Annotated in this window: 22 protein-coding genes and 2 pseudogenes; 5 read left to right on the forward strand and 19 right to left on the reverse strand. The window is 53.1% G+C overall.

The window, feature by feature from the left end; translation table 11 throughout:
• Positions 1-87: 87 nt before the first annotated feature.
• The 8 genes from flhB to R2K28_RS12490 form a co-directional block, all read right to left on the reverse strand.
• The gene (gene flhB / locus R2K28_RS12455; protein ID WP_316364748.1) at positions 88-1224 is read right to left on the reverse strand and encodes a flagellar biosynthesis protein FlhB; all 1137 of its coding nucleotides are present in this window, start codon (positions 1222-1224) and stop codon (positions 88-90) included.
• A gap of 3 nt (positions 1225-1227) precedes the next feature.
• Positions 1228-2007, reverse strand: coding sequence for a flagellar biosynthetic protein FliR (fliR, locus tag R2K28_RS12460; RefSeq protein WP_316364751.1), 780 nt, complete (start codon positions 2005-2007; stop codon positions 1228-1230).
• A gap of 44 nt (positions 2008-2051) precedes the next feature.
• Positions 2052-2321 carry a flagellar biosynthesis protein FliQ gene (gene fliQ, locus R2K28_RS12465; protein ID WP_069127996.1) on the reverse strand — a complete coding sequence of 90 codons (270 nt, stop codon included), beginning with the start codon at positions 2319-2321 and terminating at the stop codon, positions 2052-2054.
• Between the two features lie 12 nt (positions 2322-2333).
• Positions 2334-3068, reverse strand: a complete 735-nt coding sequence (gene fliP, locus R2K28_RS12470) for a flagellar type III secretion system pore protein FliP (RefSeq protein WP_116447969.1) — start codon at positions 3066-3068, stop codon at positions 2334-2336.
• Positions 3068-3487, reverse strand: coding sequence for a flagellar biosynthetic protein FliO (fliO, locus tag R2K28_RS12475; protein WP_316364755.1), 420 nt, complete (start codon positions 3485-3487; stop codon positions 3068-3070). The genes fliP and fliO overlap by 1 nt, the downstream gene beginning before the upstream one ends.
• Complete coding sequence (gene fliN, locus R2K28_RS12480; RefSeq protein ID WP_316364758.1) at positions 3487-3891, reverse strand: flagellar motor switch protein FliN; 405 nt, start codon at positions 3889-3891, stop codon at positions 3487-3489. The genes fliO and fliN overlap by 1 nt, the downstream gene beginning before the upstream one ends.
• 67 nt (positions 3892-3958) lie before the next feature.
• Positions 3959-4999 carry a flagellar motor switch protein FliM gene (fliM, locus tag R2K28_RS12485; protein ID WP_316364761.1) on the reverse strand — a complete coding sequence of 347 codons (1041 nt, stop codon included), beginning with the start codon at positions 4997-4999 and terminating at the stop codon, positions 3959-3961.
• Positions 5000-5004: 5 nt separating this feature from the next.
• Positions 5005-5523, reverse strand: a complete 519-nt coding sequence (locus tag R2K28_RS12490; RefSeq protein ID WP_316364763.1) for a flagellar basal body-associated FliL family protein — start codon at positions 5521-5523, stop codon at positions 5005-5007.
• Between the two features lie 413 nt (positions 5524-5936).
• On the opposite strand from R2K28_RS12490, the gene R2K28_RS12495 reads away from it, so the two are divergent.
• From R2K28_RS12495 to ettA, 3 genes are all read left to right on the forward strand, one after another.
• Positions 5937-7937 (forward strand): HDOD domain-containing protein, encoded by a 2001-nt coding sequence (locus tag R2K28_RS12495; RefSeq protein ID WP_316364765.1) that lies wholly within the window; start codon positions 5937-5939, stop codon positions 7935-7937.
• A 14-nt stretch (positions 7938-7951) separates the two neighbouring features.
• On the forward strand, positions 7952-10216 hold the full coding sequence (locus R2K28_RS12500) for an EAL domain-containing protein (RefSeq protein ID WP_316364767.1): 2265 nt from the start codon (positions 7952-7954) through the stop codon (positions 10214-10216).
• Between the two features lie 619 nt (positions 10217-10835).
• A complete protein-coding gene (ettA, locus tag R2K28_RS12505) occupies positions 10836-12503 on the forward strand; it encodes an energy-dependent translational throttle protein EttA (RefSeq protein WP_316364768.1) in 1668 nt (555 codons plus the stop codon).
• 7 nt (positions 12504-12510) lie between these two features.
• Here the strand turns inward: ettA and R2K28_RS12510 are convergent, their stop codons facing one another.
• From R2K28_RS12510 to R2K28_RS12540, 7 genes and pseudogenes are all read right to left on the reverse strand, one after another.
• Complete coding sequence (locus R2K28_RS12510) at positions 12511-13221, reverse strand: ParA family protein (protein ID WP_316364770.1); 711 nt, start codon at positions 13219-13221, stop codon at positions 12511-12513.
• A gap of 135 nt (positions 13222-13356) precedes the next feature.
• The gene (locus R2K28_RS12515; RefSeq protein WP_316364771.1) at positions 13357-13902 is read right to left on the reverse strand and encodes a TlpA family protein disulfide reductase; all 546 of its coding nucleotides are present in this window, start codon (positions 13900-13902) and stop codon (positions 13357-13359) included.
• Positions 13892-14455 carry a hypothetical protein gene (locus R2K28_RS12520; RefSeq protein WP_316364772.1) on the reverse strand — a complete coding sequence of 188 codons (564 nt, stop codon included), beginning with the start codon at positions 14453-14455 and terminating at the stop codon, positions 13892-13894. The genes R2K28_RS12515 and R2K28_RS12520 overlap by 11 nt, the downstream gene beginning before the upstream one ends.
• Before the next feature lie 5 nt (positions 14456-14460).
• On the reverse strand, positions 14461-15330 hold the full coding sequence (sucD, locus tag R2K28_RS12525) for a succinate--CoA ligase subunit alpha (RefSeq protein ID WP_116448599.1): 870 nt from the start codon (positions 15328-15330) through the stop codon (positions 14461-14463).
• On the reverse strand, positions 15327-16502 hold the full coding sequence (gene sucC, locus R2K28_RS12530) for an ADP-forming succinate--CoA ligase subunit beta (protein ID WP_316364773.1): 1176 nt from the start codon (positions 16500-16502) through the stop codon (positions 15327-15329). The genes sucD and sucC overlap by 4 nt, the downstream gene beginning before the upstream one ends.
• Positions 16499-17482, reverse strand: a complete 984-nt coding sequence (locus tag R2K28_RS12535) for an HpcH/HpaI aldolase/citrate lyase family protein (RefSeq protein WP_116448600.1) — start codon at positions 17480-17482, stop codon at positions 16499-16501. Before R2K28_RS12535 ends, sucC begins: the two co-directional genes overlap by 4 nt.
• A gap of 319 nt (positions 17483-17801) precedes the next feature.
• Positions 17802-18200 (reverse strand): annotated as a pseudogene (locus R2K28_RS12540) (hypothetical protein); the annotation flags it as partial.
• Positions 18201-18466: 266 nt separating this feature from the next.
• Here R2K28_RS12540 and R2K28_RS12545 point away from each other — a divergent pair.
• Complete coding sequence (locus R2K28_RS12545) at positions 18467-19753, forward strand: glycerophosphodiester phosphodiesterase family protein (protein WP_316364775.1); 1287 nt, start codon at positions 18467-18469, stop codon at positions 19751-19753.
• A 358-nt stretch (positions 19754-20111) separates the two neighbouring features.
• On the opposite strand, the gene R2K28_RS12550 is transcribed toward R2K28_RS12545, so the two are convergent.
• Positions 20112-20975: a hypothetical protein gene (locus R2K28_RS12550; RefSeq protein ID WP_316364776.1), complete on the reverse strand. Its 864-nt coding sequence runs from the start codon at positions 20973-20975 to the stop codon at positions 20112-20114.
• 288 nt (positions 20976-21263) lie between these two features.
• Positions 21264-21515: pseudogene (locus tag R2K28_RS12555) on the reverse strand (hypothetical protein); the annotation flags it as partial.
• 162 nt (positions 21516-21677) lie between these two features.
• Here R2K28_RS12555 and R2K28_RS12560 point away from each other — a divergent pair.
• On the forward strand, positions 21678-23510 hold the full coding sequence (locus R2K28_RS12560; RefSeq protein ID WP_316364778.1) for a cyclic nucleotide-binding domain-containing protein: 1833 nt from the start codon (positions 21678-21680) through the stop codon (positions 23508-23510).
• Between the two features lie 305 nt (positions 23511-23815).
• Here the strand turns inward: R2K28_RS12560 and R2K28_RS12565 are convergent, their stop codons facing one another.
• The gene (locus tag R2K28_RS12565; RefSeq protein WP_316364780.1) at positions 23816-24325 is read right to left on the reverse strand and encodes a hypothetical protein; all 510 of its coding nucleotides are present in this window, start codon (positions 24323-24325) and stop codon (positions 23816-23818) included.
• A 41-nt stretch (positions 24326-24366) separates the two neighbouring features.
• On the reverse strand, positions 24367-25179 hold the full coding sequence (locus R2K28_RS12570) for a prenyltransferase (RefSeq protein ID WP_316364782.1): 813 nt from the start codon (positions 25177-25179) through the stop codon (positions 24367-24369).
• Positions 25180-25343 lie beyond the last annotated feature (164 nt).

A 25343-nucleotide genomic window follows, 5' to 3' on the forward strand; every position in this document is an offset into this window, starting at 1 on the left:
GAAACCAGATTGAAGTGAATAGTTAAATTCAAAACTCATCATTTTCGACTCATAACTAAAAACTCATAACTCATAACTAAAAACTCTTCAGTCACTGTGTTGGTACTCCTCCGGAATCGACAGCTCGTCCGGCAGATCCGGATACTCCCCTCCCTCGGTGCGATAGGCCCTGAGCTGGAAGACATAGGCCAACAGTCGAGCTACCGCGAGATAGAGTCCGGCAGGAATAAAGGCATTCAGCTCAGTATGGAAGTAGATGGCACGCGCGAGCATCGGCGACTCCACCACCGGTACCTTCGCCTCGCTACCGACCTGACGAATGGTCATTGCCACCAGGTCGGCGCCCTTGGCCAGCAGTTTCGGCGCATGCATGGTTTGTGGATCGTATTGCAGAGCAACCGCATAGTGGGTCGGATTGGTAACGATGACGTCTGCCTTCGGCACCTCCTGCATCATGCGCTTTTGCGCCATCTCCCGTTGCAGTTGACGGATTCGACTCTTGACCTCAGGTTTACCTTCAGTCTCTTTCAGTTCGTCACGCAGCTCCTGACGGGTCATCTTCAACTGGCGTTTGTGATCCCACAACTGAAACGGTATATCAATCGCCGCGATAAGGATCAAGGTTGAGGTCATGAGGATCACCGACCAGCCGATCAATCCGTTCAGGTTCTGCATTGCCTGAGAGAGCTCCATGCCATGCAATGCGAGGAACTTATCCAGGGAGTGCCAGAGTAGTAGTACGGTGACACCGCCGATAAAGACAAACTTGGCCAAAGCCTTGAGCATCTCCACCAGACCACGCGCCGAGAAGATGCGCTTCAATCCCTTCAACGGACTCATCTTACTCAGCTTTGGTGTCAACGCCTCAGCACTGATTGAGAATCCTCCAAGGGCGACTGAGCTGAAGATGGCAGCCACGATAACCAACAGAAAAAATGGCAGCAGTACCAGCAACACCTGGAACAGTCGCTCACCCAATTGAATCAGCATGCTGTTGATATCGAAGATCTGTTCCCGGGTCAGGACGAAGCTCTGACTCATCATCTCCGACAGGCCGTCGCCAATGGTGTGGCTCATGACAACCAGGGTGGTTACGCCGATCATGGTTACCGCCATACTGTTGAGCTCACGGGAACGGGGTACCTGCCCCTTGCGCTTGGCATCCAGCAGCCTTTTCGCCGAGGGTTGTTCTGTTTTTTCCTGGCCGTTTTCATTCTCAGCCATGATTCACCTCGTCACCTGAAGGGTCAGCATCAGATGTTGAAAGGCCTCATCCAGGAGTTCATTGAAGACAGCAAATACGTTTGGCAGGGTCACCCAGATCAAGGCAAAACCGAGCAGCATGGTGATCGGAAAACCGATCGAGAAGATATTCAGCTGCGGTGCGGCGCGCATCACCACACCCATACCCATGTTGACCATCAACATGGCCCCCACAATGGGCAGTGCAATCAGCAGACCGCCGGTAAAAAGCCGGCTCCCCCAAGCAACGACTTCAAGCAGACCATTTCGCGAGATACCATCCATCGCCACCGGCATGGTAGCGAAACTGTCAGCAATCAGCTCTATGGAAAGCAGATGACCATTGAAGATCAGGAACAGCAGGGTAGCCAGAATCAGATAGAATTGTGCCACCACCGGCACCTGTACCCCGTTCGCCGGATCGACCATCGAGGCGAAACCCAGACCCATGCTATAGGCGATCACTTGACCGCCGAAGACCAGCGCACCGAATACCATCTGCAGGACAAAACCCATCAGCACGCCGATCAGGACCTGCTGCAGCATAATGGTGAATCCGGTATGACTCAGTACATCCGCCTGGGGTTGAGGCGGCAGTGTCGGCGCTATCAGCAGGGTGATCAGAATCACCAGAATAAGCCGAAACCGCGCAGGCACCTGACGGGAACTGAACAGGGGCATCGCCAACAGCATGGCGCTGATGCGCACCATCGGCCAGAGATAGGCCGCTAACCAGGTGTTGAACTGCGCTTCGTTGAAGATCATGGTGTTTCCAAATGTGCCTCATAGATAGATTTTGTGTACCAGGCCTAAAAAAGCAGTTCCGGAATACTCTCGATAAGGTTCATGGAGAAATTCATCAGTAGGTGCAGCATCCAGTTACCGGCGAACATCAGCACTACACCCACAACCACCAACTTGGGGATGAATGTCAATGTCATTTCGTTGATCTGGGTTGCCGCCTGAAACATGGCGATAATCAGTCCCACAGCCAGCGCCGGCAACAACACCAGTCCAGCCAGTATGCCGATCACTTCAAGTGCATTTTGTCCAATCGACATTACTGTATCCGGACTCATACACCTTCCTCCTTAGAGTTGGAAACTGGCCGCCAGGGTACCGAACACCAATGCCCAACCATCGATCAACACAAACAGCATGATTTTGAACGGCAGGGAGATAATCATTGGTGACAACATCATCATGCCCATCGACATCAGGATACTGGCTACCACAATGTCGATGATCAGAAACGGTATAAACAGCAGAAAGCCGATTTGGAAACCGGTCTTCAATTCGCTGGTGGCAAATGAGGGAAGCAGGAGGCTGAATGGTACATCGTCAGGTTCTTCTAGCTCATTGAAATCACCGATCCGCGCAAACAGTGCCAGATCATCCTCCCGTGTCTGCGCGATCATGAATGACTTCACCGGTTCAGCGGCGGCCTGTAACGCCTGGGTGGTATCCATCTGTTCCGCCAGATAGGGTTGCAGTGCCACCTCATTCACTTCGTTGAAGACGGGCATCATGATAAATAGCGTGAGGAACAGGGCCAATCCGATCAGGATCTGATTCGAGGGTGTGTTTTGGGTTCCCAGGGCCTGCCTGAGGATGGCCAATACAATGATGATGCGGGCAAAAGAGGTCATCATCATCAAGGCACCCGGCAACAGGGTCAATGCGGTCATGAAGAGCAGGACCTGGATGGTCAGGGTATAGGTTTGACCACCCTCCCCATCCGTCGCCACCGTGAATGCATCGACACCCGGTGCAGCCTGCAGCAATGTAGTGCTTAACAGACCAATGATTAACAACCAGGTTTTCATTAGGACCGCTCCTGACTACTGTCAGCCAGACGAGCGCCGCTTTTTTCACTCTGCAACTGGTTCTGAAAACTCTGTTCTGAGGTTTGCAGGATATGCAGCTTACGTACTTGACCCGGCGCCACACCGAGCAACAAGCGTTGATTCTCGACCTCTACGACGACCACGCGTTCGCGTGCGCCTACCGAGGCCCCTCCCACGACTCGCACCAATCCCTTTCCACCGATTGGCATTTGTGCATAGCGTTTGAACAACCAGGCCCCGCCAATGATCAATGCCAGGACAAATAACAGGCCACCGGCGGTGTGCAACAGGCTGTCGGCGCCCAAGGGAGAGACATTCACGCCCAGCTGTTTCTGCGCACTATCCGCTGCATACAGGGAGTGGCTGAAAAAAAGGGCGATGAAGGGCCAGCGGCACATCAACTAATCCTCTTCACCCGCTCGGAAGGACTGATGATATCGGTCAGCCTGAGACCGAATTTCTCATTCACCACAACCACCTCGCCCTGAGCGATCAGGGTGCCGTTGACCAGTACATCCATCGGCTCACCCGCCAATCTATCCAACTCCACCACGGAGCCCTGGTTGAGTTGCAAAAGATTGCGAATATTGATCTTGGTGCGGCCAATCTCCATAGAGATGGTGACCGGCACATCCAGGATCGCATCCATATTGACTGCATCGTTACCTGACTCATCCCGCAGTTCGTCGAAAGAGGCTGCTGCTGCCTTGTCTTCGCTATCAGTCTCGTCCTGTTCATCCAGTGCGGCAGCCCATTCATCTGCCAGTGCTTCATTCGGATCAGTTGTTTTCTCTTCACTCATTGTTTACGCCCTCTTCGGGTATCGTTGTGCAGTCAGCCTCGGTTGACTCACCGCCGCAGTCATTTGATTACTCTTCATTCGCGGCCTGCACGGCTTGTTTTTCCATTTCCAGATAATCGTGCAGTCCTTTTTGCCGATTCTGATGAATCCAAGTATTGATCTTCAAGGCATAGTTACCATCGGAAACACCCAGTTTGGCCTTGAAGATGGGGACCTCGGCAGCTTCAACCTCAACCTCTTCCGGCATATCGAAGGGAAGAATGTCTCCCGCTTTCAGCTCGGCCAGCTGTTTGACACTAATCTGCACATCCGCCAGTTGGCTGGAAAGTTCAATCCTCGCCGCCAGGATCTCCTCCTTGAGGGAACGTTCCCAACGTTCATCCCTTTCACCACGGTCGCTCTGCACACCCGCATCAAGCAACTCGCGTATCGGTTCCAGCATCGAGTAAGGCATACAGATATGAAAGTCACCTCCCCCACTCTCCAGATCCACATGAAATGAGGTGACAACCACCACCTCGGACGGACTCACGATGTTGGCAAATTGAGGATTGACCTCTGAACCGCTGTATTCGAATTTGACCTGAAAGACAGGTTTCCAAGCTACCACCAAATCCTCAAAGGCGCGGTTCAAAAGAAGTTGAACAACCCTGTTTTCCGTAGGCGTGAAGTCACGCCCTTCGATCTTGGTATGGAATCTCCCAGATCCGCCAAAGTAGTTATCCACCACACTGAACACCAACTTGGGATCGATAACGAAAAGCCCCTTCCCCCGCAAGGGTGGCACCCGGACCATATTCAAGCTGGTAGGCACGAACAGGCTATGCACAAACTCGGAGAACTTCTGCATCTGGATACCGGATACGGAGAGATCAGCGGTGCGGCGAAGCATGTTAAACAGACTGGTGCGGAACAGGCGTGCAAAGCGTTCGTTGATCATCTCCAGCGTAGGCAGACGTCCCCGAACGATACGGTCCTGACTGGTGAAGTCATAGGAATTGACACCACCGGCCTCGACCACGTCCGATTCGGTAGCGACATCACCATTATCGACCCCGTGTAATAGGGCATCGATCTCTTCTTGTGAAAGTAAGTCGTTGGCGCTCATGACGATTATTGCATTACAAAACTGGTGAAATAGAGGGCTTCAACTTCGCCGGGGCCCTGTAATTCCGTGACAACCCGGTTGAGTTCCTTAAGCATCTCTGCTTGTAAACTCTCTTTGGTCTCACGCCCCTTCAGGGCCTTGGCATCTGCAGCCGAGAGCAGGTTAAGAAGATTGTGACGAATCATCGGATCATTATGTTTAACGAATTCGACCATCTCGTCGGATCTAACCCGGACACTGACCCCGATCTGCAGCAGGCTTGGACGTCCAGGCAGGTTTACGACAAAGGGGGGCTTCAGCTCGATATACTGGGCAGGAGCCTGCTCCACTTCGGCCTCTTCCGCCTGTTCCGATGTCGCCGCATCCTCATCAACCGCCTCGTCACCACCCATCAACAGAAAATAGGCGGCAGCACCACCACCGATGAGTAAGACTGCGACTATTGCTATGATGATAATGAGCTTGGACTTGCCCGACTTCTCTTCACCCAGATCGAGCTCTTCCGCTGTTTGTTCTTCTGCCATTTTGCCGTCCTCAAGATTTACACCTTAGGGAATGCAATTTAAATGCCATCCAAAGCTGACCTATTTATTCCTTTAAATACAAATAGTTATATACAGCTCCTCGACAAAAGACAAAATATTGACTCGCCAGAAAACCTGCACAAGGCAAAAATTCGACATACTCCAGTCAGAGTGGAAAGGGGTAGTTTCAGGGGTTCATTTTCGATGATCAGTGGGGTTTTGCAGTAATATAGCTTTAACATTAGCCTGTTAAGTGCTATTAATTACCCCGGTAACCAGCTGTTATAAAAAATATTTTTAGGATTTCCGTGCCTACTCAATCGGAGCAAAAGCCAATCATAGGTAGATTCAGCAATCTCCCTAGCCCGCCAGCAATCCTTATCGAGTTGATCGATAGCTGCAATAGCCCCGATGTGAGTTTCAAGCAACTGGCCGAGACCATCGAACGAGATGCCGGTGTCTCATCCAAGGTCATCACCGCTGCCAACTCGCCTTTCTACCGCCAATGGCAAGAGATCAGTGATATTCAACGATTGTTAGTTGTACTTGGCATTCGCAGTGTCAGAACAATTGCCATCAACAGTGCAGTGCAACAGTTTTTCAACCAGCTGAGTAAACAGGCTGGAAGAGCCCTGGACGAAATATGGTGGCAGTCGTTGCTATGTGCGCAAGTGACAAAGGCCTTGGCTGACTTGACTACCTATCGGTCACCCGATGAGGCCTACCTGGCGGGACTCCTGCACAGTTTAGGACAACTTGCATTGCTGCAGGCCTTTCCCGATGAATACGGAACCCTGCTTGAACAGGGCTTGAGTGGGGAGTCGCTGGTCAAGGCGGAAATCGAGAAATTCGACTATTCATCCCCACAGATCGGGTCCCACATGATCGAAAGCTGGGATCTGCAATCATTCCTCACTGATGCTGTCCTCTACCAGCATGAACCGGCTGAAAACATTCTTGACTGTTCTCACTTGGTTAAACTGGTGAATCTCGCAAGCCAGCTCTCTGACAAGACAGAAAAACCGGATAATGAGAGCCTGGCACGGGCCGATAGCCTGTTCGGATTGAATCAGACAATAGTGGAAGGATTGGTGCAGGAGGCCAGGCAGAAAGCGTCCAATGCAGCACAAAGTCTAGGCATCTCTCTAGCTTCCGAAAAGACGGACAAGCAGGCGCAAAAGCAGCAACAGGCATTGGCGGAACGGGTCAAACAGGCGGCCCTTTTAGGCGGCGGTTTGGAACCGATGCCGGAAACACCCGACATGGTCGCCACCATGCAGCAAATTCAGCGCGACTTCGATCTGCTGTTCGGGATTCAGCAGATCTGTTACCTGTTGCAGGACCAGGCTAGTAAGACACTGCGTCCAGTCAGCCCTACAGCCCAGAGTAATGAGCTACTGGAAGAGATTGCAATTTCCACAGAATCCGATCGCAGCCTGGCTGCAGCTGCCTTCAATCGAGGCAGTGTCTGCTATTCAGAGGATGATGAGAATCTCTCTCTGATGAGTGTCGTGGATCGTCAACTGGCACGTTTTCTCAATCAGGAATCCCTACTCTACCTGCCTTTAAACTCACATCATTCCCGGTTTGGGTTGATCGCTGTCGGCATCAACGCCAGCCAGTGGGAATCCCTGAGTGGGCAAAAGCAGCTACTTACCCTGTTTGCCGGAGAGGCGGCAGATCTACTCCAGCGGCAGAGGAATATGCTCTCCCAACAGCAGCAGATGATTGAGGACGAGCGGTCCAGCTTCCATCTCGAGGCGCGCAAGATCGTACATGAAGTCAACAATCCTCTCGGCATCATCAACAACTATCTGCATATTCTCGGTATGAAGCTCGGTGAGGACAATCAAGTAGTGGAGGAACTTGATATTATCAAGGAAGAGATTGCAAGAGTAGGCAAGATCATACTACGAATACGCGATATTCCTGACGAACTCGAACAACAGGTAAAAAGTGTCGATATCAACCAACTCGTACAGGATCTGCACAAACTGTTTCAATCCTCCCTGTTTACCATGCACAATATCACTGCGGAGCTCGACCTTGACTCGAACCTACCCTCTCTGGACAGCCAGCGGGGTCATGTTAAGCAAATCTTAACCAATCTGATAAAAAATGCAGTCGAAGCCATGCCAGAAGGGGGGAAACTAGGTATTGAAACTCGCGCAAATGCATATATAAATGGTAAGGAGCACATAGAGATTCAGATCATTGACAATGGCCCAGGCATAGAAAAAGAGATAATGGACCAGCTATTCACCCCCGTAACAACCACCAAAGACAGTTCTCACTCCGGATTGGGGCTTACCATAGTAAAAAATCTTGTTGACGAGCTTTCCGGTTCCATCAACTGCACATCCAATAGCGGATCAGGTACACGATTTCAGCTCTACCTGCCCAGGACCGGATAGTAGAGGATTCTGATATGCACCCATACTATCCGGCACCATGGCAAGGTATTGAAGGCAACTTCGAGTCCTTGCCCAAAACCTTTGATACAAACAGTCCTGCAAGAAGCTATAACGCACGTATACTGATCGCCGATGACGAGCCGAGAGCTCGCGCCAGCCTGAAAGAGATCCTCCGCTTTACAGGCTATGAGACAACACTTGCAGAGAGCGGTAGCGAGGCAATCGAACTGCTCAATACGGGAACCTTCGATTTGATCCTGCTCGACCTGAACATGCCTGACCTGGATGGGCATAAGGTAATGGAGCATATCGATCACTATCGCCTGAATTGCGATATCATCGTCGTCAGTGGCGAAACCACCTTTGACCATGCAACCATGGCATTACGCAAAGGGGCACAGGATTTTCTACGCAAACCCTATGCTCCGGACGAACTATTGAGATCGGTGGCGAATGTAATCGAACGCCGACAACTGAGGGCGGCAAACCAATCGATACATCTGCGGCTCCAGGAGTCCGAGTCCCTGCATAAATTTATCGTCAATAATTCACCCGACATGATCTATCTATTGGATCAGGAGGGTAAATTTGCCTTCATCAACGAACGTGTGAAGTCGCTTCTGGGCTACAGCCAGAATGAAATCATTGGTGAGCACTTCAGCAAACTGATCCTCACAGAAGATATGGAAAAAGCGCAATTCACCTTCAATGAGCGTCGCGCAGGAGAGCGCGCCACGCGCAGTGCAGAACTGAAATTGTGCAGCAAGAACCATAACGGAACCCGCTTTTTCGAGTCCCACGTGATACCAATAGAACTGAGTTCGATCGGCATATACACGACCAATGACGACAACAGCAAATCATTCATCGGCACCTATGGCGTAGCGCGTGATATCTCCGAACGGAAACAGGCCGAAGCACTCATCAAATACCAGCTCTACCATGACCTGCTCACCAACCTGCCGAATCGCAGTCTGTTCCGCGACCGTTTGAATATGGCGATGGCGCAATCCAAACGCTCCGGTAAGAAGCTGGCAGTCATGTATCTGGATATGGACCGTTTCAAAATCATAAATGACTCACTCGGACATTTTGTTGGTGATGAGTTGTTGAAACTTGTTGGCCAACGACTGCGCAGCGAGCTGAGGGAGGCGGATACCCTCGCCCGTGTCGGCGGTGACGAGTTCAATCTGCTGGTACCGGAGATCAATGACATACAAGACGCAAGAAATCTTGCGGAAAAAATTCTTCGACTGACGGCAGAGCCCTATATCATTAAGAACGAGGAGATCTTCATCAGCTTCAGCATCGGCATATCAATCTATCCTAGTGATGGCGACACCAAGGATATGTTGATAAAAAATGCTGATATAGCGATGTATAAAATCAAGAATGCCGGAAAGAACGGTTACGCCTTCTATTCAGAGAAGATGAAGACCCACTTCTCACAATCTTTAGACATTGAAAATGGTTTACGCAAGGCAATCTCAACCAATGAGCTATGTCTCTACTACCAACCACAATTCGATATCAAGAAAGGCTATATGCGAGGTGTTGAAGCCCTGGTGCGTTGGAAGCATCCGGAAAAAGGCACCATCCAACCTAGTGAATTCATCAGTGTCGCGGAGGAATCCGGTCTCATCATCCCACTTGGTGAGTGGGTGCTGCGCAGGGCATGCACGGACATCAAACGCTGGATGGAGCAGGAAGACATCTCATTGCTCCTCTCGGTAAACATCTCAATGCAACAGCTCGAGATGGATCAATTCGTGGCGAAGGCAATGAAAATTATCAAGCGTCATGATCTACCGAAAAACACCTTGGAACTGGAGATCACCGAGCATGCCATTATGCAGGACATGGAGAAAGCGATAGATGCCTTGACCAGGTTGTCCCATAAGGGTATACGCATCGCCATCGATGATTTCGGCACCGGCTATTCATCATTGGGCTACCTGCAAAACCTACCGATAAACACATTGAAAATAGATCGCTCATTTGTCCAGAGCATCAAATCCTCAGAAGACAATTCAATCATTGACGCGATAATAGCAATGGCCAAGGGGCTCAACCTGAACCTGATCGCCGAGGGTGTGGAAAACCAGACCCAAATCGACCATCTCAGCAGGGCCGGCTGTGGTTTGGCTCAAGGATTCTTCTACTCTCATCCCGTACCTGAAGACGAGTTGCTAAGATTTATAAAAGCAAACGGATTTGCCAAGGGCCACAACGCATCAGAATCGAGAAAAGCCCCTGAGCATGACACGCCCATACAGTGACCGAAACACTGCCTTTGTGATTGTCACCAAATCATAGAAGTCGTTAGGGCCTGTTAACACTAATCCGATAGGCCCTAACATAAGAAACCCCGCCGAAGCGGGGTTCTGTTGGCTCTAGTGATGAAAAACGGAACCTTGATTATTGGATGGACCAGCCAGACTCCGATACGCTTCCTTTAGATTCAATTGTGACGACTCAATCTGATCACACTCTTCTCATGCGTATGTTCAAGTTGGCTGGTCAAACCAGAATCAACAGCTCCATCAAGTTGAATACCCAGTCTCCTCTGTTCAAGTTTACGAGATACCCAAGATGGGCCACACACCATGCCAATATCCACTAAGTGGACAGCATTATGACCAACACCATCTCCAGTCCATCTGCATGCTTGGCCGCAACAATTGATCATCGCTCATTCCCAGCATGCATAGGCCATATTTTTACTGGAGACAGTAGTAAGTGTAATTGAGTTCGGGTGTATATCAAGTTCTCCAGTTATTTATTTCCCAAGCCCATGTAAACACAGCATTTACTATCAGGTTCCCTGGCTCCCGTGTTAATATGGCCGGATCATATGGGCGCCAGGCGCCACCTCAACCCAACAACTGCAATCTATCCATGGCCCAGTACATTTACACAATGAACGGGGTGGGAAAAGTCGTCCCACCTAAAAAACATATACTACGCGATATATCTCTCTCCTTTTTTCCCGGTGCCAAGATCGGTGTACTCGGTCTCAATGGCGCGGGTAAATCAACCCTGTTACGCATCATGGCAGGGGTCGATACCGATATTGAAGGCGAAGCACGCCCCCAGACCGGGATCCGTGTCGGCTATCTTCCCCAGGAACCCCAGTTGGACGAGAGCACCGATGTACGTGGAAACGTGGAAGCCGCCCTGGCCGATGTCAAACAGGCCCTGACCCGACTCGACGAGGTTTACGCGGCCTATGCCGAAGCGGATGCTGATTTCGATGCCCTGGCGAAGGAGCAGGCAGCCCTTGAAAACATCATTCAGGCCACCGATGGGCACAATATCGAACGCCAACTGGAGATTGCCGCCGACGCCCTGCGTCTACCACCCTGGGATGCCAAGGTAGAAACCCTGTCCGGTGGCGAAAAACGCCGTGTAGCCCTGTGCCGTTTATTGCTTGAAAAGCCGGATATGTTGCTGCTCGATGAGCCGACCAACCATCTAGATGCGGAATCCGTGGCCTGGCTGGAGCGTTTCCTCCACGAATACAGTGGCACCGTGGTTGCGGTCACCCATGACCGCTATTTTCTTGACAATGTTGCAGGATGGATTCTTGAACTGGACCGTGGTTATGGCATTCCCTGGGAGGGTAACTACTCTTCCTGGCTGGAACAGAAGGAGCAGCGCCTGGAACAGGAGTCTCGCGAGGAAGCGGCCCATATCAAGAGCATGAAGGCGGAGTTGGATTGGGTTCGCGCCAATCCCAAAGGGCGGCATGCCAAAAGCAAGGCCCGTCTACAGCGTTTCGAGGAGTTGCAGTCCCAGGAGTTCCAGCAACGCAATGAGACCAATGAACTCTATATACCACCGGGACCGCGGCTTGGCGACCTGGTGATCGATGCGGTAGGACTAAAAAAATCCTTCTCTGATCGCCTGCTCTATGACGACCTGACCTTCAACCTGCCTAAAGGCGGCATTGTCGGCATCATTGGTCCCAACGGGGCGGGAAAGACCACCCTGTTCCGCATCATCACCGGCCAGGAGAGCCCCGACGCCGGTGAGTTGCGTATTGGTGATACAGTGGAAGTCGCCTATGTAGATCAGAGCCGTGATGCCCTGGATGGGAACAAGACCGTATGGGAGGAGATTTCCGACTCCCAGGACATCATCACCGTGGACCGCTATCAGATGCAGTCACGAGCCTATGTGAGCCGATTCAACTTCAAGGGTTCCGACCAACAGAAGCGTATCGGCGATCTCTCCGGTGGTGAACGCAACCGGGTACATCTGGCAAAGCTGTTGAAGAGCGGCGGCAACCTGCTGCTGCTCGATGAGCCAACCAACGATCTCGATGTGGAGACGCTGCGCGCCCTGGAAGAGGCCCTGCTCTCCTTCCCCGGCTGCGCGGTGATCATCAGCCATGATCGCTGGTTCCTGGATCGTATTGCCACCCACATCCTCGCTTTCGAGGGGGATTCAGGTGCGGTGTGGTTCGAGGGTAATTATGCTGACTATGAAGCCGATCGCAAACAACGTCTCGGTGCCGAGGCCGATCAACCCCATCGAATCAAATACAAACGTCTGAGCGGATAAGCGTTGACTACTGCAGATTGATGGCGTGGTGTGCTTCGTTATTGCTGGGAGGTAGTGATGACAACAGCTGGCCGGTCTCCAGCCAGTTGATCAATATCGACCACTGCTGATTGTCTTTTTTAAACGACGGTTGTTTCAAATCGACTACCGCACATCCCGATTCGGCCGCATAAACATAGTTTTGTGACTCCCTCAGATAGGCGACCAGAGGCACGTCAAGATCCTCTAACGTCTGTTTCAGCTTCTTGAACGCACGGGTATTGATGCGCACCCGGTTAGCAACGATTCCAATCGGCAGATCGAGCCCCATCTGACGCACCAGGTCACTAAGCTGTTTGAGAAAATCCAGGGTAACGTGACAATCGATACCGGACGGAAGAACCGGCACCACAACCGCCGTGGCTGAGCGCAGCATCTCCATCATTTCCAGACGTTTCATCGATGCGGGTGTATCGACGATGATGCGTTGCGTATCTTGGGGAATCCGTAGGGCAAAGGCGCGAGTGACACTGCCTTGCGTGGTTTTTGCAGCGAACACACCGTGGATGTCAGGGAATTGTTCTGAACGCAACTCCAACCAGCGCTGGCTGGATCCTTGAGGATCGTAGTCAAAAAGTGTTGTCGACGTCCCGGAAGCGGCGTAGAACCCCGCTAAATTTGTCGCTATCGTTGTCTTTCCACAGCCTCCCTTGCTGTTGAGGATCAAAAGCCTTTTCATCACACGGAACCTATTCCAGTGGTCTGCCTGAGGCATATTCCTCCTATTAAAGGATAATTACAAGCGATTACAAGCATGTTTGAGAGGTCCCCTCAGACCGTTCCGAAGCCGTGTAGAGATCTGCATAGTACCCTGTCATCTTACAGCATCCCCCTTTGTCAGGCTCATCAACTGTTCGATCAGATCCGGATGACTGAATTCGCGACCACCCACTGCCCGAAAGGCCAGTTTGCCATCAGGCGCAACCACATAAGTGGTCGGTAAACCCCTCACCTCCCATGCTGACAGGCTTGAAGAGTCACTGTCGAGCAGAATCGGGAAGCTTGGTGAGGGTTCGACTCTGCCGAGAAAGGGAAAGATGGTATCGATGTCCTCACCTATGTTGACAGCCAACACCACCACGCCCTGCTCTTTTGTCGCCTGGTGGAGCTGCTCCAGAGAGGGCATTTCCCGTCTGCAGGGTGGACACCAGGTTGCCCAGAAGTTGACCACAACCACTTTACCCCTCAGCGAACCTATATTGATCACCTCGTCATCCATATCGGGCAGTCGTAATTCGGGAGCCGATAGAGACTCCGTGATCGGTATCAGGTTATGGGTCAGGGGAGGAAGTTCTGCCTGAGCGGGGATCAGCCACAGAGAGAGCCATAAACCCGCCCATTTGATGCTGTCAGCGCGCACAATGAACACCCTTCAAGATACCTTGATAGGTTCGTCCCGCCACATCCCAGCGGGCCACCAGATTAAATTCACTACCGGCCGGAAGGCCGGTGGTAAGCATACCTTGATTCCAATCACCACCGGGCTGGTAGGCATGTTCGGGCGGAAATTGAGCCCACCTGAAAGCAATGGTTGCAGATTTTGTATGTTCATATGCCTCGAAACGTTTAAGCCATCCCTCCACACTCAAAGGCGGCTTTGACGCCTCATCAGTCACCACTGACCAATCGGCCAGCCTGAAATGAACCACCCCGGGGGCATCGTCATTTCTCAATACCGTCATATAGACACAGGATCCGGCATACAGCTCAGTGGCCTCCGCCGATAGTCCCCGATTGAGATAGAAGGCCCGGGCCTGATCCGGCAATATCTGGGTTAGGGAGAGCGTCACTCCATGTACTGACGTCTTCCAGGTGACTGCCCCGGTAGCCGGATCGACGGTTCTGTCTTGAGCCTCTACAAACTCGCTGCAGAGGAGTATACAGAGCGAGAGAGAGACTGTTAGAGCTCTCATTCAGCCTATTTCAAGCTGTAGCTAACCGTCTTGCCGATTTCCGCAGCATTCTGCACTACACTGACACCCAACTCCGCCAGACGTTGCATTTTTGCCTGGGCAGTATCCCCCTCACCGGAGATGATCGCCCCTGCATGCCCCATTCTACGCCCTGGAGGTGCTGTCGCACCGGCAATGAAACCGATCAGGGGCTTGTTCAGGTGGTCCCTGGCCCAGGCAGCCGCCTCGACCTCCTGAGCACCACCGATCTCCCCAATCATCAACACCGCCTCGGTCTCGTCATCATCGGCAAATTTTTTCAGCAGGGTAAGAAAATCACAGCCATTCACTGGATCACCACCGATACTGACACTGGTCGAGACCCCGAGTCCGAGTTCGCTCATCTGTTCCACCGCCTCATAGTTGAGGGTTCCGGAACGCGACACGATACCGATGCGCCCCTTGGGGTAGATATGGGCAGGCATGATCCCAACCTTGCACTCTTCAGGAGTGATTACCCCTGCCGTGTTGGGACCGACGATAATGGTGTCATGACCGATCAGGTAACGCTTAACCCGAACCATATCCTGCACCGGCACACCGTCGGTGATCACTACGATCACCTTGATCCCACCCTCTATCGCCTCCATGATGGCATCGGCGCTGAAAGGCGGCGGTACAAATACGACGCTGACATCCGCTCCAGCCTGAGCCACTGCATCAGAAACGGTGTCGAACACCGGCCTGTCGATATGGATCTGGCCACCTTTGCCCGGTGTCACGCCACCCACGACCTGGGTCCCCATGCGGATCGCTTCCTCGGCATGAAATGTCGCATGCTGCCCGGTAAAGCCCTGGAAGATAACCCGTGAATCCTTGTCTACGAGGATGCTCATGCTGCCACCCCGCTAGCGACTGCTTCCACTGACTTCTCCGCTGCGTCACTCAGCCGATCGGCATGAATATAGTCGAGTCCTGATCTCTTCAGGATCTCTCTACCCGCTTCCAGGTTGGTTCCGGCCAATCTCACTACGACCGGCACCTCAACAGTGAGCTCGGTCATCGCCTTGACGATACCTTCGGCAATCCAGTCACAGCGGTTGATACCTGCGTAGATGTTCATCAAAACAACCTTCACATTGGGATCCTCCAAAACGATGCGGAATGCATTGGAGATCTTCTCCGGTGAGGCACCACCGCCCACATCCAGAAAATTCGCCGGTTTCCCGCCATACAGGCTGATAGCATCCATGGTCGCCATTGCCAGGCCGGCGCCATTGACGATACAACCGACACTGCCATCGAGAGCGATATAGTTGAGATCATGGCCCGAGGCTTCAACCTCTTTGGGATCCTCCTCGTCAAAGTCGCGAAGATCGGTGATTTCCGACTGTCTGAACAACGCATTCCCATCGAAGGACATCTTCGCATCGAGGGCCAGAAAATCACCCTCCGTCGTCGTTACCATGGGATTGATCTCGACCATCAAGGCATCCTTATCCCGAAAGCAACGATAGAGACTCTTCATGATGCGAGCCGCTTTAACAATCTGTTTGCCATTGAGACCGATCCCAGCAGCCACTTTGCGACATTGAAAATCCTGTAGCCCCACCGCAGGGTCGACCACTTCACGGATCACTTTATCCGGTGTTGCCCTGGCTACCTCTTCGATCTCCATGCCACCGGCGGCGGACGCAATCAAGGTGATCCGCTGGCTACTCCGATCGATGACTATACCGAGGTAGTATTCCGTATCGATCTGATGAATCTGCTCAACCAGTACCCGGTTGACCAGACGCCCGGCTTCACCGGTCTGCTTGGTGACCAAGCGCTTGCCGATCAAACTCTCGGCATGCTCCTGCACCTCATCCAGACTGTTTGCCATTTGCACTCCACCGGCCTTTCCCCGGCCACCGGCGTGGATCTGGGCCTTCACCACCCAGCCATCACCACCCAGCTGTTCCGCAGCCGATAGGGCCTGGTTGGCGGAATGGGCCATGCGCCCCTCTGGCACGGGTATCTTGTAGCTGCGAAACAACTCCTTGGTCTGATACTCGTGGATATTCATGCAACGGCCTCCTTGAGGGTGGCCGTGCTCTCAATCTGTTTCATCTTCTCGATGACTACCTCGGCCTGACGAATCGAGGCTGCATCGATCATACGGCCGTCAAGACTGACCGCACCCATGCCTTCCGCGGCAGCCTTTTCCATCGCATCCAGAACCCGCCTTGCATGTTCCACTTCCTCCTCAGCCGGAGAGAATATCTGGTTGGCGAGGTCAATTTGCGAGGGGTGAATGGCCCATTTTCCCTCACCCCCAAGGGCGGCAAATGACTTTGCCACAGCGAGATATCCATCCGGGTCACTGATATCACCGAAGGGTCCGTCGATGGGTCTAAGTCCATAGGCACGACAGGCGACAATCAGGCGCGACATGGCGAAATGCCACTGGTTGCCCAGATAGGTCTTGCGCTGTCCCTCATCATTGGGATCACTCAACACGTGATAGTCGGGATTCACCCCTCCCATGCTGATGGTTCTGGCCTGAGTTGATGCCGCATAATCCGCAACCCCGAACACCAGCGCCTCAAGGCGATCGGGACAGCTTTGCGCGATAGCCTCCACATTCGCCATACCCAGCGCCGTTTCGATCAATGCATGCAGGTTGATCGGTTTGAATCCCTTCGCTGCCTCGATTTGGCCAAGCATCAGGGCGACAAATTGCAAGTCGGAGGGGTGCCCGACCTTCGGCACCAGAATGGTGTCCAATTTATCCCCCGCCTGTTCCACAACGTCAACGATATCGCGATAACAAAAATGCGAATCCAAGCCATTGATTCTTACGGAAACGGAACACTTCGACCAATCGAGATCGTTGAGTGCATGAATGACATTGCGCCGTGCATCTTCTTTGTCTGAAACGGCGACTGCGTCTTCCAAATCGAGAAAAACCAAATCGGCACCCGCATGGGGCGCCTTTTCAATCATCCGCATATTACTGCCTGGCACAGCCAGTTCGCTTCTATGCAAGCGATTCTTATAGGCCATATCGGACCCTCCGTGATTGTTGTATTTATCCTGAATCCGCTCCTTGACCGAGTCCCAGATCGACTCTCTTATTCGTCTGGAAGCATCAAAATTCTGATCAGGTTCAATGACATGGCAGTGAATTACCATGTCCCATGCCGAATCCCGTTTTGTGCACTGCACTCAATCTGAATTCACGTTTTCAGGTTTAATTATTTTCTAAGCTTCTGCCCAAGTGTGGCTAACGATTACCACAAACAGGGCAAGTATTTACCACAGGAGGAGGATAAATGACAGATGGAGTTCTCTATCCAGCAGGATAAATATCTGGTTTGCGGGGTCAGGAGCCCGCGTCTGGCAAGGGTACTCCAGGGCGTACGTTGATCAGGCTCGTCGGCGGTGTCCGACTCTCAGGCAGCAGGCTGGGCTCGTTTACGTCGGCCTTTTGCTTCAGGTGATCGAGAATCCTCTTGATCACCACCGGGTCTTCGATGCAGGCAATGACCTTCACCGCCCCGCCGCAGGCCGGACAGGTCTCAATGTCGATGCCAAAGACGCGTTTCAAGCGCTGCGCCCAGAGCCTGCCCCGGACTTGATCCGGGGTCATGGAGGCCCGGCACTCAGCCGGCGTTGGTGGTTCATCGGGTACCCTGGCCTTGTTGCCCTTGCCCCATTTGGCCGGGGTGACCAAGGCGCGATGCTTGCTGTTCGGCGCAAACACCCCGTGAAAGCGGCTAATCACCAACTCCCGCCAGCATGATCATATGCTGGCGGGATCTGATCGATGACAACCCGTCACCAACCCTCCCCAATAGAATCGACTTATTCATCAACCCTGTCTTTCCATTGCCAATAGGCAACTGGTCCGGGGTTAACACCCTTACCCGAAACCTTCTTAATAAAGACACATAAAAGGCATAGTCACGCAACCAAGTCAGTCTATGTTGGCAGATTGGATTTACTTAATCCTGCTACCGAAACATAAGACTAAACGAGGATTTGACTATGAACTTGAAGAAAGTATGCCTGGCATTAGCGGCTACCGGCATAGCGGTTCTTATCTCAACCGGTTGTCTTGCCGGCGATCGGGATAAATGGGATGACGACAACCGCTGGGAATCGCGCAAAACAACCAGACTGAGTGTTCAGCTTGGACCTCGCCCCTACTATCTGGTCAACGATATGGAGGATAGCGAGTTGAAGGAAGAACTCCTGTCCTGCAACAACAGAAAAAGATTCAAAAAGAGCGACTTCTCCATCGGCCACCGCGGTGCACCGATGCAGTTTCCGGAACATACCAGGGAGTCCTATGTGGCCGCCGCGCGGATGGGCGCGGGCATACTTGAATGTGACGTAACCTTTACCAAGGACCGAGAGCTGGTATGCCGCCATTCCCAGTGTGATCTGCACACAACCACCAATATCCTTGCCACCTCCCTGGCTGACAAGTGTTCCGAACCCTTTGTGCCGGCAGTAATCGATCCGGTCAGCGGTGAAGTGGTGACTCCGGCCAGCGCCAAATGCTGCACCAGCGATATTACCCTCGAAGAATTCAAGACGCTGACAGGAAAAATGGATGCATACAATTCCGCGGCGACTACTGTCGAGGAGTACCTGGATGGAACATCCGGTTGGCGTACCGATCTCTATACCGGAAACGGCACGCTTATGACCCACGCAGAGAGTATCGAATTGTTCCTTGACCTGGGCGCCAAGATGACTCCGGAGTTAAAGTCACCCAGCATAGAGATGCCTTTCGACGGTGACTACACGCAACAGGATTATGCACAACAGATGATCGATGAGTACAAGGCCGCCGGCGTCAAACCTAAGCGTGTATTCGCCCAATCATTCAACCTGGAGGATGTGCTCTACTGGATCGACAATGAACCCGCTTTTGGCAAACAGGCGGTCTTCCTCGATGGCAGCAATAATGCGGAAGAGGCTGCACAGACGATCGAGGTGATGGCCGATCTTCGCGCCAATGGCGTCAACTACCTTGCACCTGCCATGTGGGCCCTGGTAACCGAGGTGAATGGGGAAATCGTAGCTTCGGATTATGCCTTGGCCGCGCAAGCCCACGGCCTGAATCTGATCACCTGGACCCTTGAGCGTTCCGGTCTGCTGGCAAGCGGTGGCGGCTGGTACTATCAGACGATCAATAATATAACGGACAACGATGGCGACATGATGCTGTTACTTGATGTCCTGGCCCAGGATGTCGGAATAAAAGGCATCTTTTCTGATTGGCCAGCGACAGTCACTTACTATGCCAATTGTAAAGGTTTATAGTAAAGACTGATATATACTTCTGCCTCAAGGATGAGGCAGCGCTACCAGCCCCTGAAGCTTAATAAAATATAAGCTCCTACCTTTTATTAACCCTTCTCTACATCATTATCGATGAACTCCTCATAGTAGATACCAACCACTAAACTCCTGCTTAATCTGACTTAGTAGATAGTCGTCGGAATTGGTTGGTGGAATTCTGACATCTTATGTCATTAGTCGTATAAGTCGGCAGCTGAACGAGTATCACATGGAGCGTGATTATGTTACCAAATCAGGGTATGCAAGGTGCAGAAGCTCTTCGCCAGCCATCCGCCGCTGGAGGATCGAATCGCAGCTTTGAAGGATAGCGCCTCAGGTATCAGGCGCTGATCAGGGCGTCGCGTCGACCGATACGCTCGATCTCCTCCAGCACCCTTTGCAGGTTCTCCCGCGCTTCGCTGGGCTGGACTTCCATCACCTTGCGCGCCTGAGGAAAGCGCTGTTCCAGGATCGCCAGGGCTTTAAAGCTGTTCCAGGGCGTGGTGTATTCGTCTACGTGGCAAAGATCCATCCACTCGGCATCGACGAAAGAGAGATGTTCATCGGAGAGCCCCCGATTGGTATGCAGGTGAAAGTGCAGACGCCTGCCGGTGCGGTCGAGCTCAGCGAGAAAATCGAGCCAGGCCCTGAGCGGACGCATCGACCAGACTTTGGCGTGCCCGAAGTCGAAACAGAAGTGCAACTGATCGAGTTCCTCCCGCTCAACACTGAGCATGATGCGTCGGTAGAAGTCGATCTCGTGGTAGGTGTTTTCGATATGGATTGGAAACTGATACTCCCGGCAGAGACGGTTCAGGATTCGCAGCTGTTCGGTCAGTTTCCGCTCCAGTGCCTCCTGGTATTCCGGTCTGCGTGTCAGGGTAAATGCAGAGAGATGATTGATGCCGTAGCTGGCACCCCAAAGCAGTGAGTTTTCAATCTGCCGGCGCAGAAGGCTGATCAGGTCCTCGTCATCCAGCGCGAAGACGTTCAGTCGGCGGTGGTCAAGATGGGTATTCAAGGGGCACTCGCTGCCGGGGAGCAGTGAGTCGAGCAAGTCATGGGTCGCCGGGTCGTGGGCGTAGAGGCCAATCTCGATTGCCCGGCTATCTTGCAGTGCCTGCAACAACAGAGGCTCGATTTCGTCGCGTCGACGATCAAATACCTTGTAGCCCCAGTTGAGGTAGTGATTGGCAGCTTTCATGGGCGCCTACTCTAACCATGGCAGATGACAGGAGCATGAATGAAAGGATACGGGAGGGGGGTATGGGTATAAGAAGAATAAACGCCCTTTTTGCCCGGGTCCAGCAGCAGCTTACCGTCAACGGCCCACCACTTCACCGCCCGATCATCCTGAGCGCGCTCCGAATTCCGCGGATATCGTCTAGAACCTGCCTGTGTTTTCTCCATTTATCCCCCCCCTTCCCAACCTCCCGGCAAGCCGGGACCCTGCCGGGGCTCACGGCACAGCGTCCTAGAGTCGGTTGTTTTGTCAGGCGAACAGGCTCGTCGGCGGTGCCCGACTCTGAGGCAGCGGGCTGGGCTCGTTTGCGTCGGCCTTTTGCTTCAGGTGATCGAGAATCCTCTTGATCACCACCGGGTCTTCGATGCAGACAATGACCTTCACCGCCCCGCCGCAGGCCGGACAGGTCTCAATGTCGATGCCAAAGACGCGTTTCAAGCGCTGCGCCCAGAGCCTGCCCCGGACTTGATCCGGGGTCATGGAGGCCCGGCACTCAGCCGGCCAGCCTGACCCGGCTGAGCGGACTGCCTCCTGATGGAATACTCGGGGCAGTCATAAATCTTACATATTTGCCTGCTAGTTTCAGACTCGGCTCTGCCACGCCGGCAACAGAGTCGTTGTTACTCACGGGGCTCTTGAGAGCAGATCTGGAAAGGGGGACATTTGTTCGAGTCAATGCTGCTGACAGCCTTCGTCATGGGGCTGATAAGTGCTTCCTCACTGCCTATGGGCGCGATTACGGCTGCCTTCTGGCGGCCCAGCGACCGGGTCACCGCCATGCTCATGGCCTTTGGCGGCGGAGCCCTGCTGGCGGCCCTGACCATCGACCTGGTGGCCGCTTCGGTGGAAGAGGGGCACTTTTACGCCCTGGCCTTCGGTGCCGTGGTCGGGGGACTGCTCTTCACTTCCCTGAATCAGCTGGTCAACGACTACGGTGGTTTTCTGCGCAAGGCCTCGACGACCATCTATCATCTGCGGCGCAAGCAGCATCAGCAGATCCGCCAGATCATCTCGCGCATCCATCAGGTGCGGCTGTTTCACAATCTGCCGACTGCCGACTTCAAGGCCATCGCCCCCTCGGTGCGTATCTGCCACTATCGCCAGGGGGAGGCCATCTACCGCAAGGGTGATCCCCCGGACACCTTCTACATCATTGATCAGGGACGGGTGGAGCTGTTCGATCCAGCCGCTGAGGAGCGGGTGGAGAACCTGGATCGCTACAGCGTTTTCGGCTGGCACGCCTGTCTCACCTCGGCACCTAATGCCTTTAATGCTATTGCGGCTGCCGATGCCACGGTCTGGGCCATCCCCAAACATGCCATCGACACCCTGCTGCTCAATTCACCCCAGTTTCAGCAAGAGGTGCATCTGTTGTTGCGCAGCGGGGAGCTGACCGGATACCTGCAAAAGCATCATGGGCTCAGCGGGCAGGCAGCTGAGGACTGGAGTGACCAGGCGGCTCATGAGCTGATCCAGCGTGGCGTGTTGCCAGCGGCGGTCGAAGTGGAGCGCATGAGTCAGCAGGTGATGGAGCGTTTTCCACAACTCAAACGACTGCCACCCCTGTTCAGGGATCTCCCCTTCGAGGAGCTGCAGATGCTGGCTCACTCACTGATCCACAAGCGCTACGATCAGGGTGAGACCTTCTTTCATCAGAACACGCGGTCGGACCGGGCCTTTATCATCGCCTCGGGGGAGGTGAACCTGATCGATCCCATCACGACACTGCGCAAGACGGTTTCGCTGAGTGAGAACGATACCTTCGGCTTCTATTCCATGCTCACCGGCGCGGGTCATTCGGCAACAGCCGTGGCGACCCGTGAGACCTGGGTCTGGGAGCTGCGGCGTAGCGATTTCCTCGATCTATTGAAGTCGGAACCGGTTTTTGCACAGCGCTACCGGGCCTTTCTGCAACAGGGGGATGCGGTACGCTACCTGGAGAGTCGTCACCTGAACGGCGAGCAGGCGGCACGCTGGTCCCGTAGCGCCCTGCGCAGCCTGGACAGCGGTGTGGCGCTGCCGTTGGCCGCCGATGTGGCGCTGGAGATGCGTGACAACCACGCAGCGCCCCTGGCCATCTGGCTGGGCATTACTCTGGACGGCATTCCCGAGTCGCTGGTGATCGGTGCCAGTCTGATCAATTCAAACATCAGTCTGTCATTGATCGCGGGTCTGTTTCTCTCCAACTATCCAGAGGCGCTGTCCAGCTCCAGCGGTATGCGAGAACAAGGATTCGGCTTTCGCCGTATCCTGGTTATGTGGACCTCACTGATGCTTTTCACCGGTATCGGTGCAGCCCTGGGCAACATCTTTTTTGTCAATGCCACACCCGCCATCTTTGCCTTGGTGGAAGGGGTCGCTGCCGGCGCCATGCTGACCATGATCGCTGAGACCATGATGCCTGAAGCCTACTTCAAAGGGGGCTCTGTCGTCGGCATGTCGACCTTGGCTGGTTTTCTGGTGGCGATCTTTTTCAAGACCCTGGAGACGGTGTAAGTTGTGCTAGGGTCTGTTAACACTAATCCAATGCGCCCTGCTGGGACTGTTATTGCTCCCAGCAGGGTATAGAAGAATAAACGGCCTTTTTGCCCGGGTCCAGCAGCAGCTTACCGTCAACGGCCCGCCACTTCACCGCCCGATCATCCTGAGCGCGCTCCGAATTCCGCGGATATCTTCTAGAACCTGCCTGTGCCCAAGTGTGGCTAACGATTACCACAAACAGGGCAAGTATTTACCACAGGAGGAGGATAAATGACAGATGGAGTTCCCTATCCAGCAGGATAAATATCTGGTTTGCGGGGTCAGGAGCCCGCGTCTGGCAAGGGTACTCCAGGCCGCACGGTAATGAAGCGATAGGGGACCGAAATCAGTCCCTGTGGAGTGTCGATCAAGACCTGGGCCTCCCACTCCATGGCGTCCCATACACACACCGGCAACATCCCCTGGCCACTGAACACCCCGTCGCCTTGAGCGCTCAACTGGGTCCGATTAAAGCCCATGTTCATATCCACGCCACTGAAATCGACGGCGATACTTTTCGCCTCTATACCCGCCAGGTCCACCCTTAACGCCAGGGGTTTCACCACCGGAATATCCCTGGGCTGGATGGAGAAGGTGACACTGCCGCCCCTATTCAACTGGGTCGTACAGCCACTGGCACGAAGATCACAAGCCGGATCGACACTCGCCGTATGCGCCGCCTTTGGGAAGAGCATTGGCCAGGTCTTGTAGAGAGCGACTATGCAGATTGCCGCAAACAGCAGCCCCAGCAGTGCCCATAAAAGGGGATAATTGTTATTTGAGCGTTGCAACTATCGATTCCTATCAGGCTGACCTAGATGCATTGCATAGTTCACAAGACAATAAGATCCAGCGTTATGCCGATAAAGATCAGAAACGGTGTTACCAGGGTGAGGATGACGTTCTTGCCCAAGTAGGGTATCAGCTGCTTGACATCACCTGTATACACCCTGACACCCTGATAGTTCTGGTAGGCGAGTCCTCCTGTAACCAAACCAATGAGAGCCATCATCGGCAGGCGACCCAACACCACTCCCGCGACAATCACCAAATAGGCCAGGATAGAGAATATCAGGTAGAGCCAGGCACTTTTTGCCGGACTCCAAGCGATAGCATAGTTGTCGCGACCCACACTGCGGTCGGCATCCACATCAGGTATCTGATTGAGCAACAAAAGGTTATTCACCAGAAAAAAGGGAACCATAGAGAGCAGAAACGCGGTGGCACTATATTCCGCCGTCAATGCGTAGTGGGTACCGATCACCATTAATGGCCCGAATCCCAGACCTGGCGCCAGCAGTACCAGCAATCGGTTACGATTGATCCAGCTGGTATAGGTAAGGATGATCAAAACACCGATAAATCCTATCGGGATCAGCCCCCAACCCGCTTGTTGCAAAAGGTATAGGCCGCAGATCAGGGTTATTAACAAAGAGGCCACACCAATGGCCAATGCATAGGGAGCGAGACGGGGTTGAACCACCAAGGTTCCGCTGCCACCACTGAAAGGGGTACGATCCGTTTTAAAATCGAGGCCTGAATGAAAATCCGAATATTCATTCAGTGCATTGACACTGATATGGGCCATCAAGGCACCCAGCAAGACAACCGCAAACAGGCCCCAATCCACACTATGTTCACTCAACAGGACACTGGACAAACCGAGTGAAATACAGATTGGCGTGAGAATCAGAAAGTTGGGTCGAGCAACTCCAACTACGGGGAAAGGTATCATCGGGTGTCCTGATATAAAGAAACTTGTATGCACAGACTACTGCAAAACATCGATGCAATAAAACAGTATATATA

This window comes from Candidatus Thiodiazotropha sp. CDECU1 (assembly GCF_963455295.1).
Taxonomy (GTDB): Bacteria; Pseudomonadota; Gammaproteobacteria; order Chromatiales; family Chromatiaceae; genus Thiodiazotropha.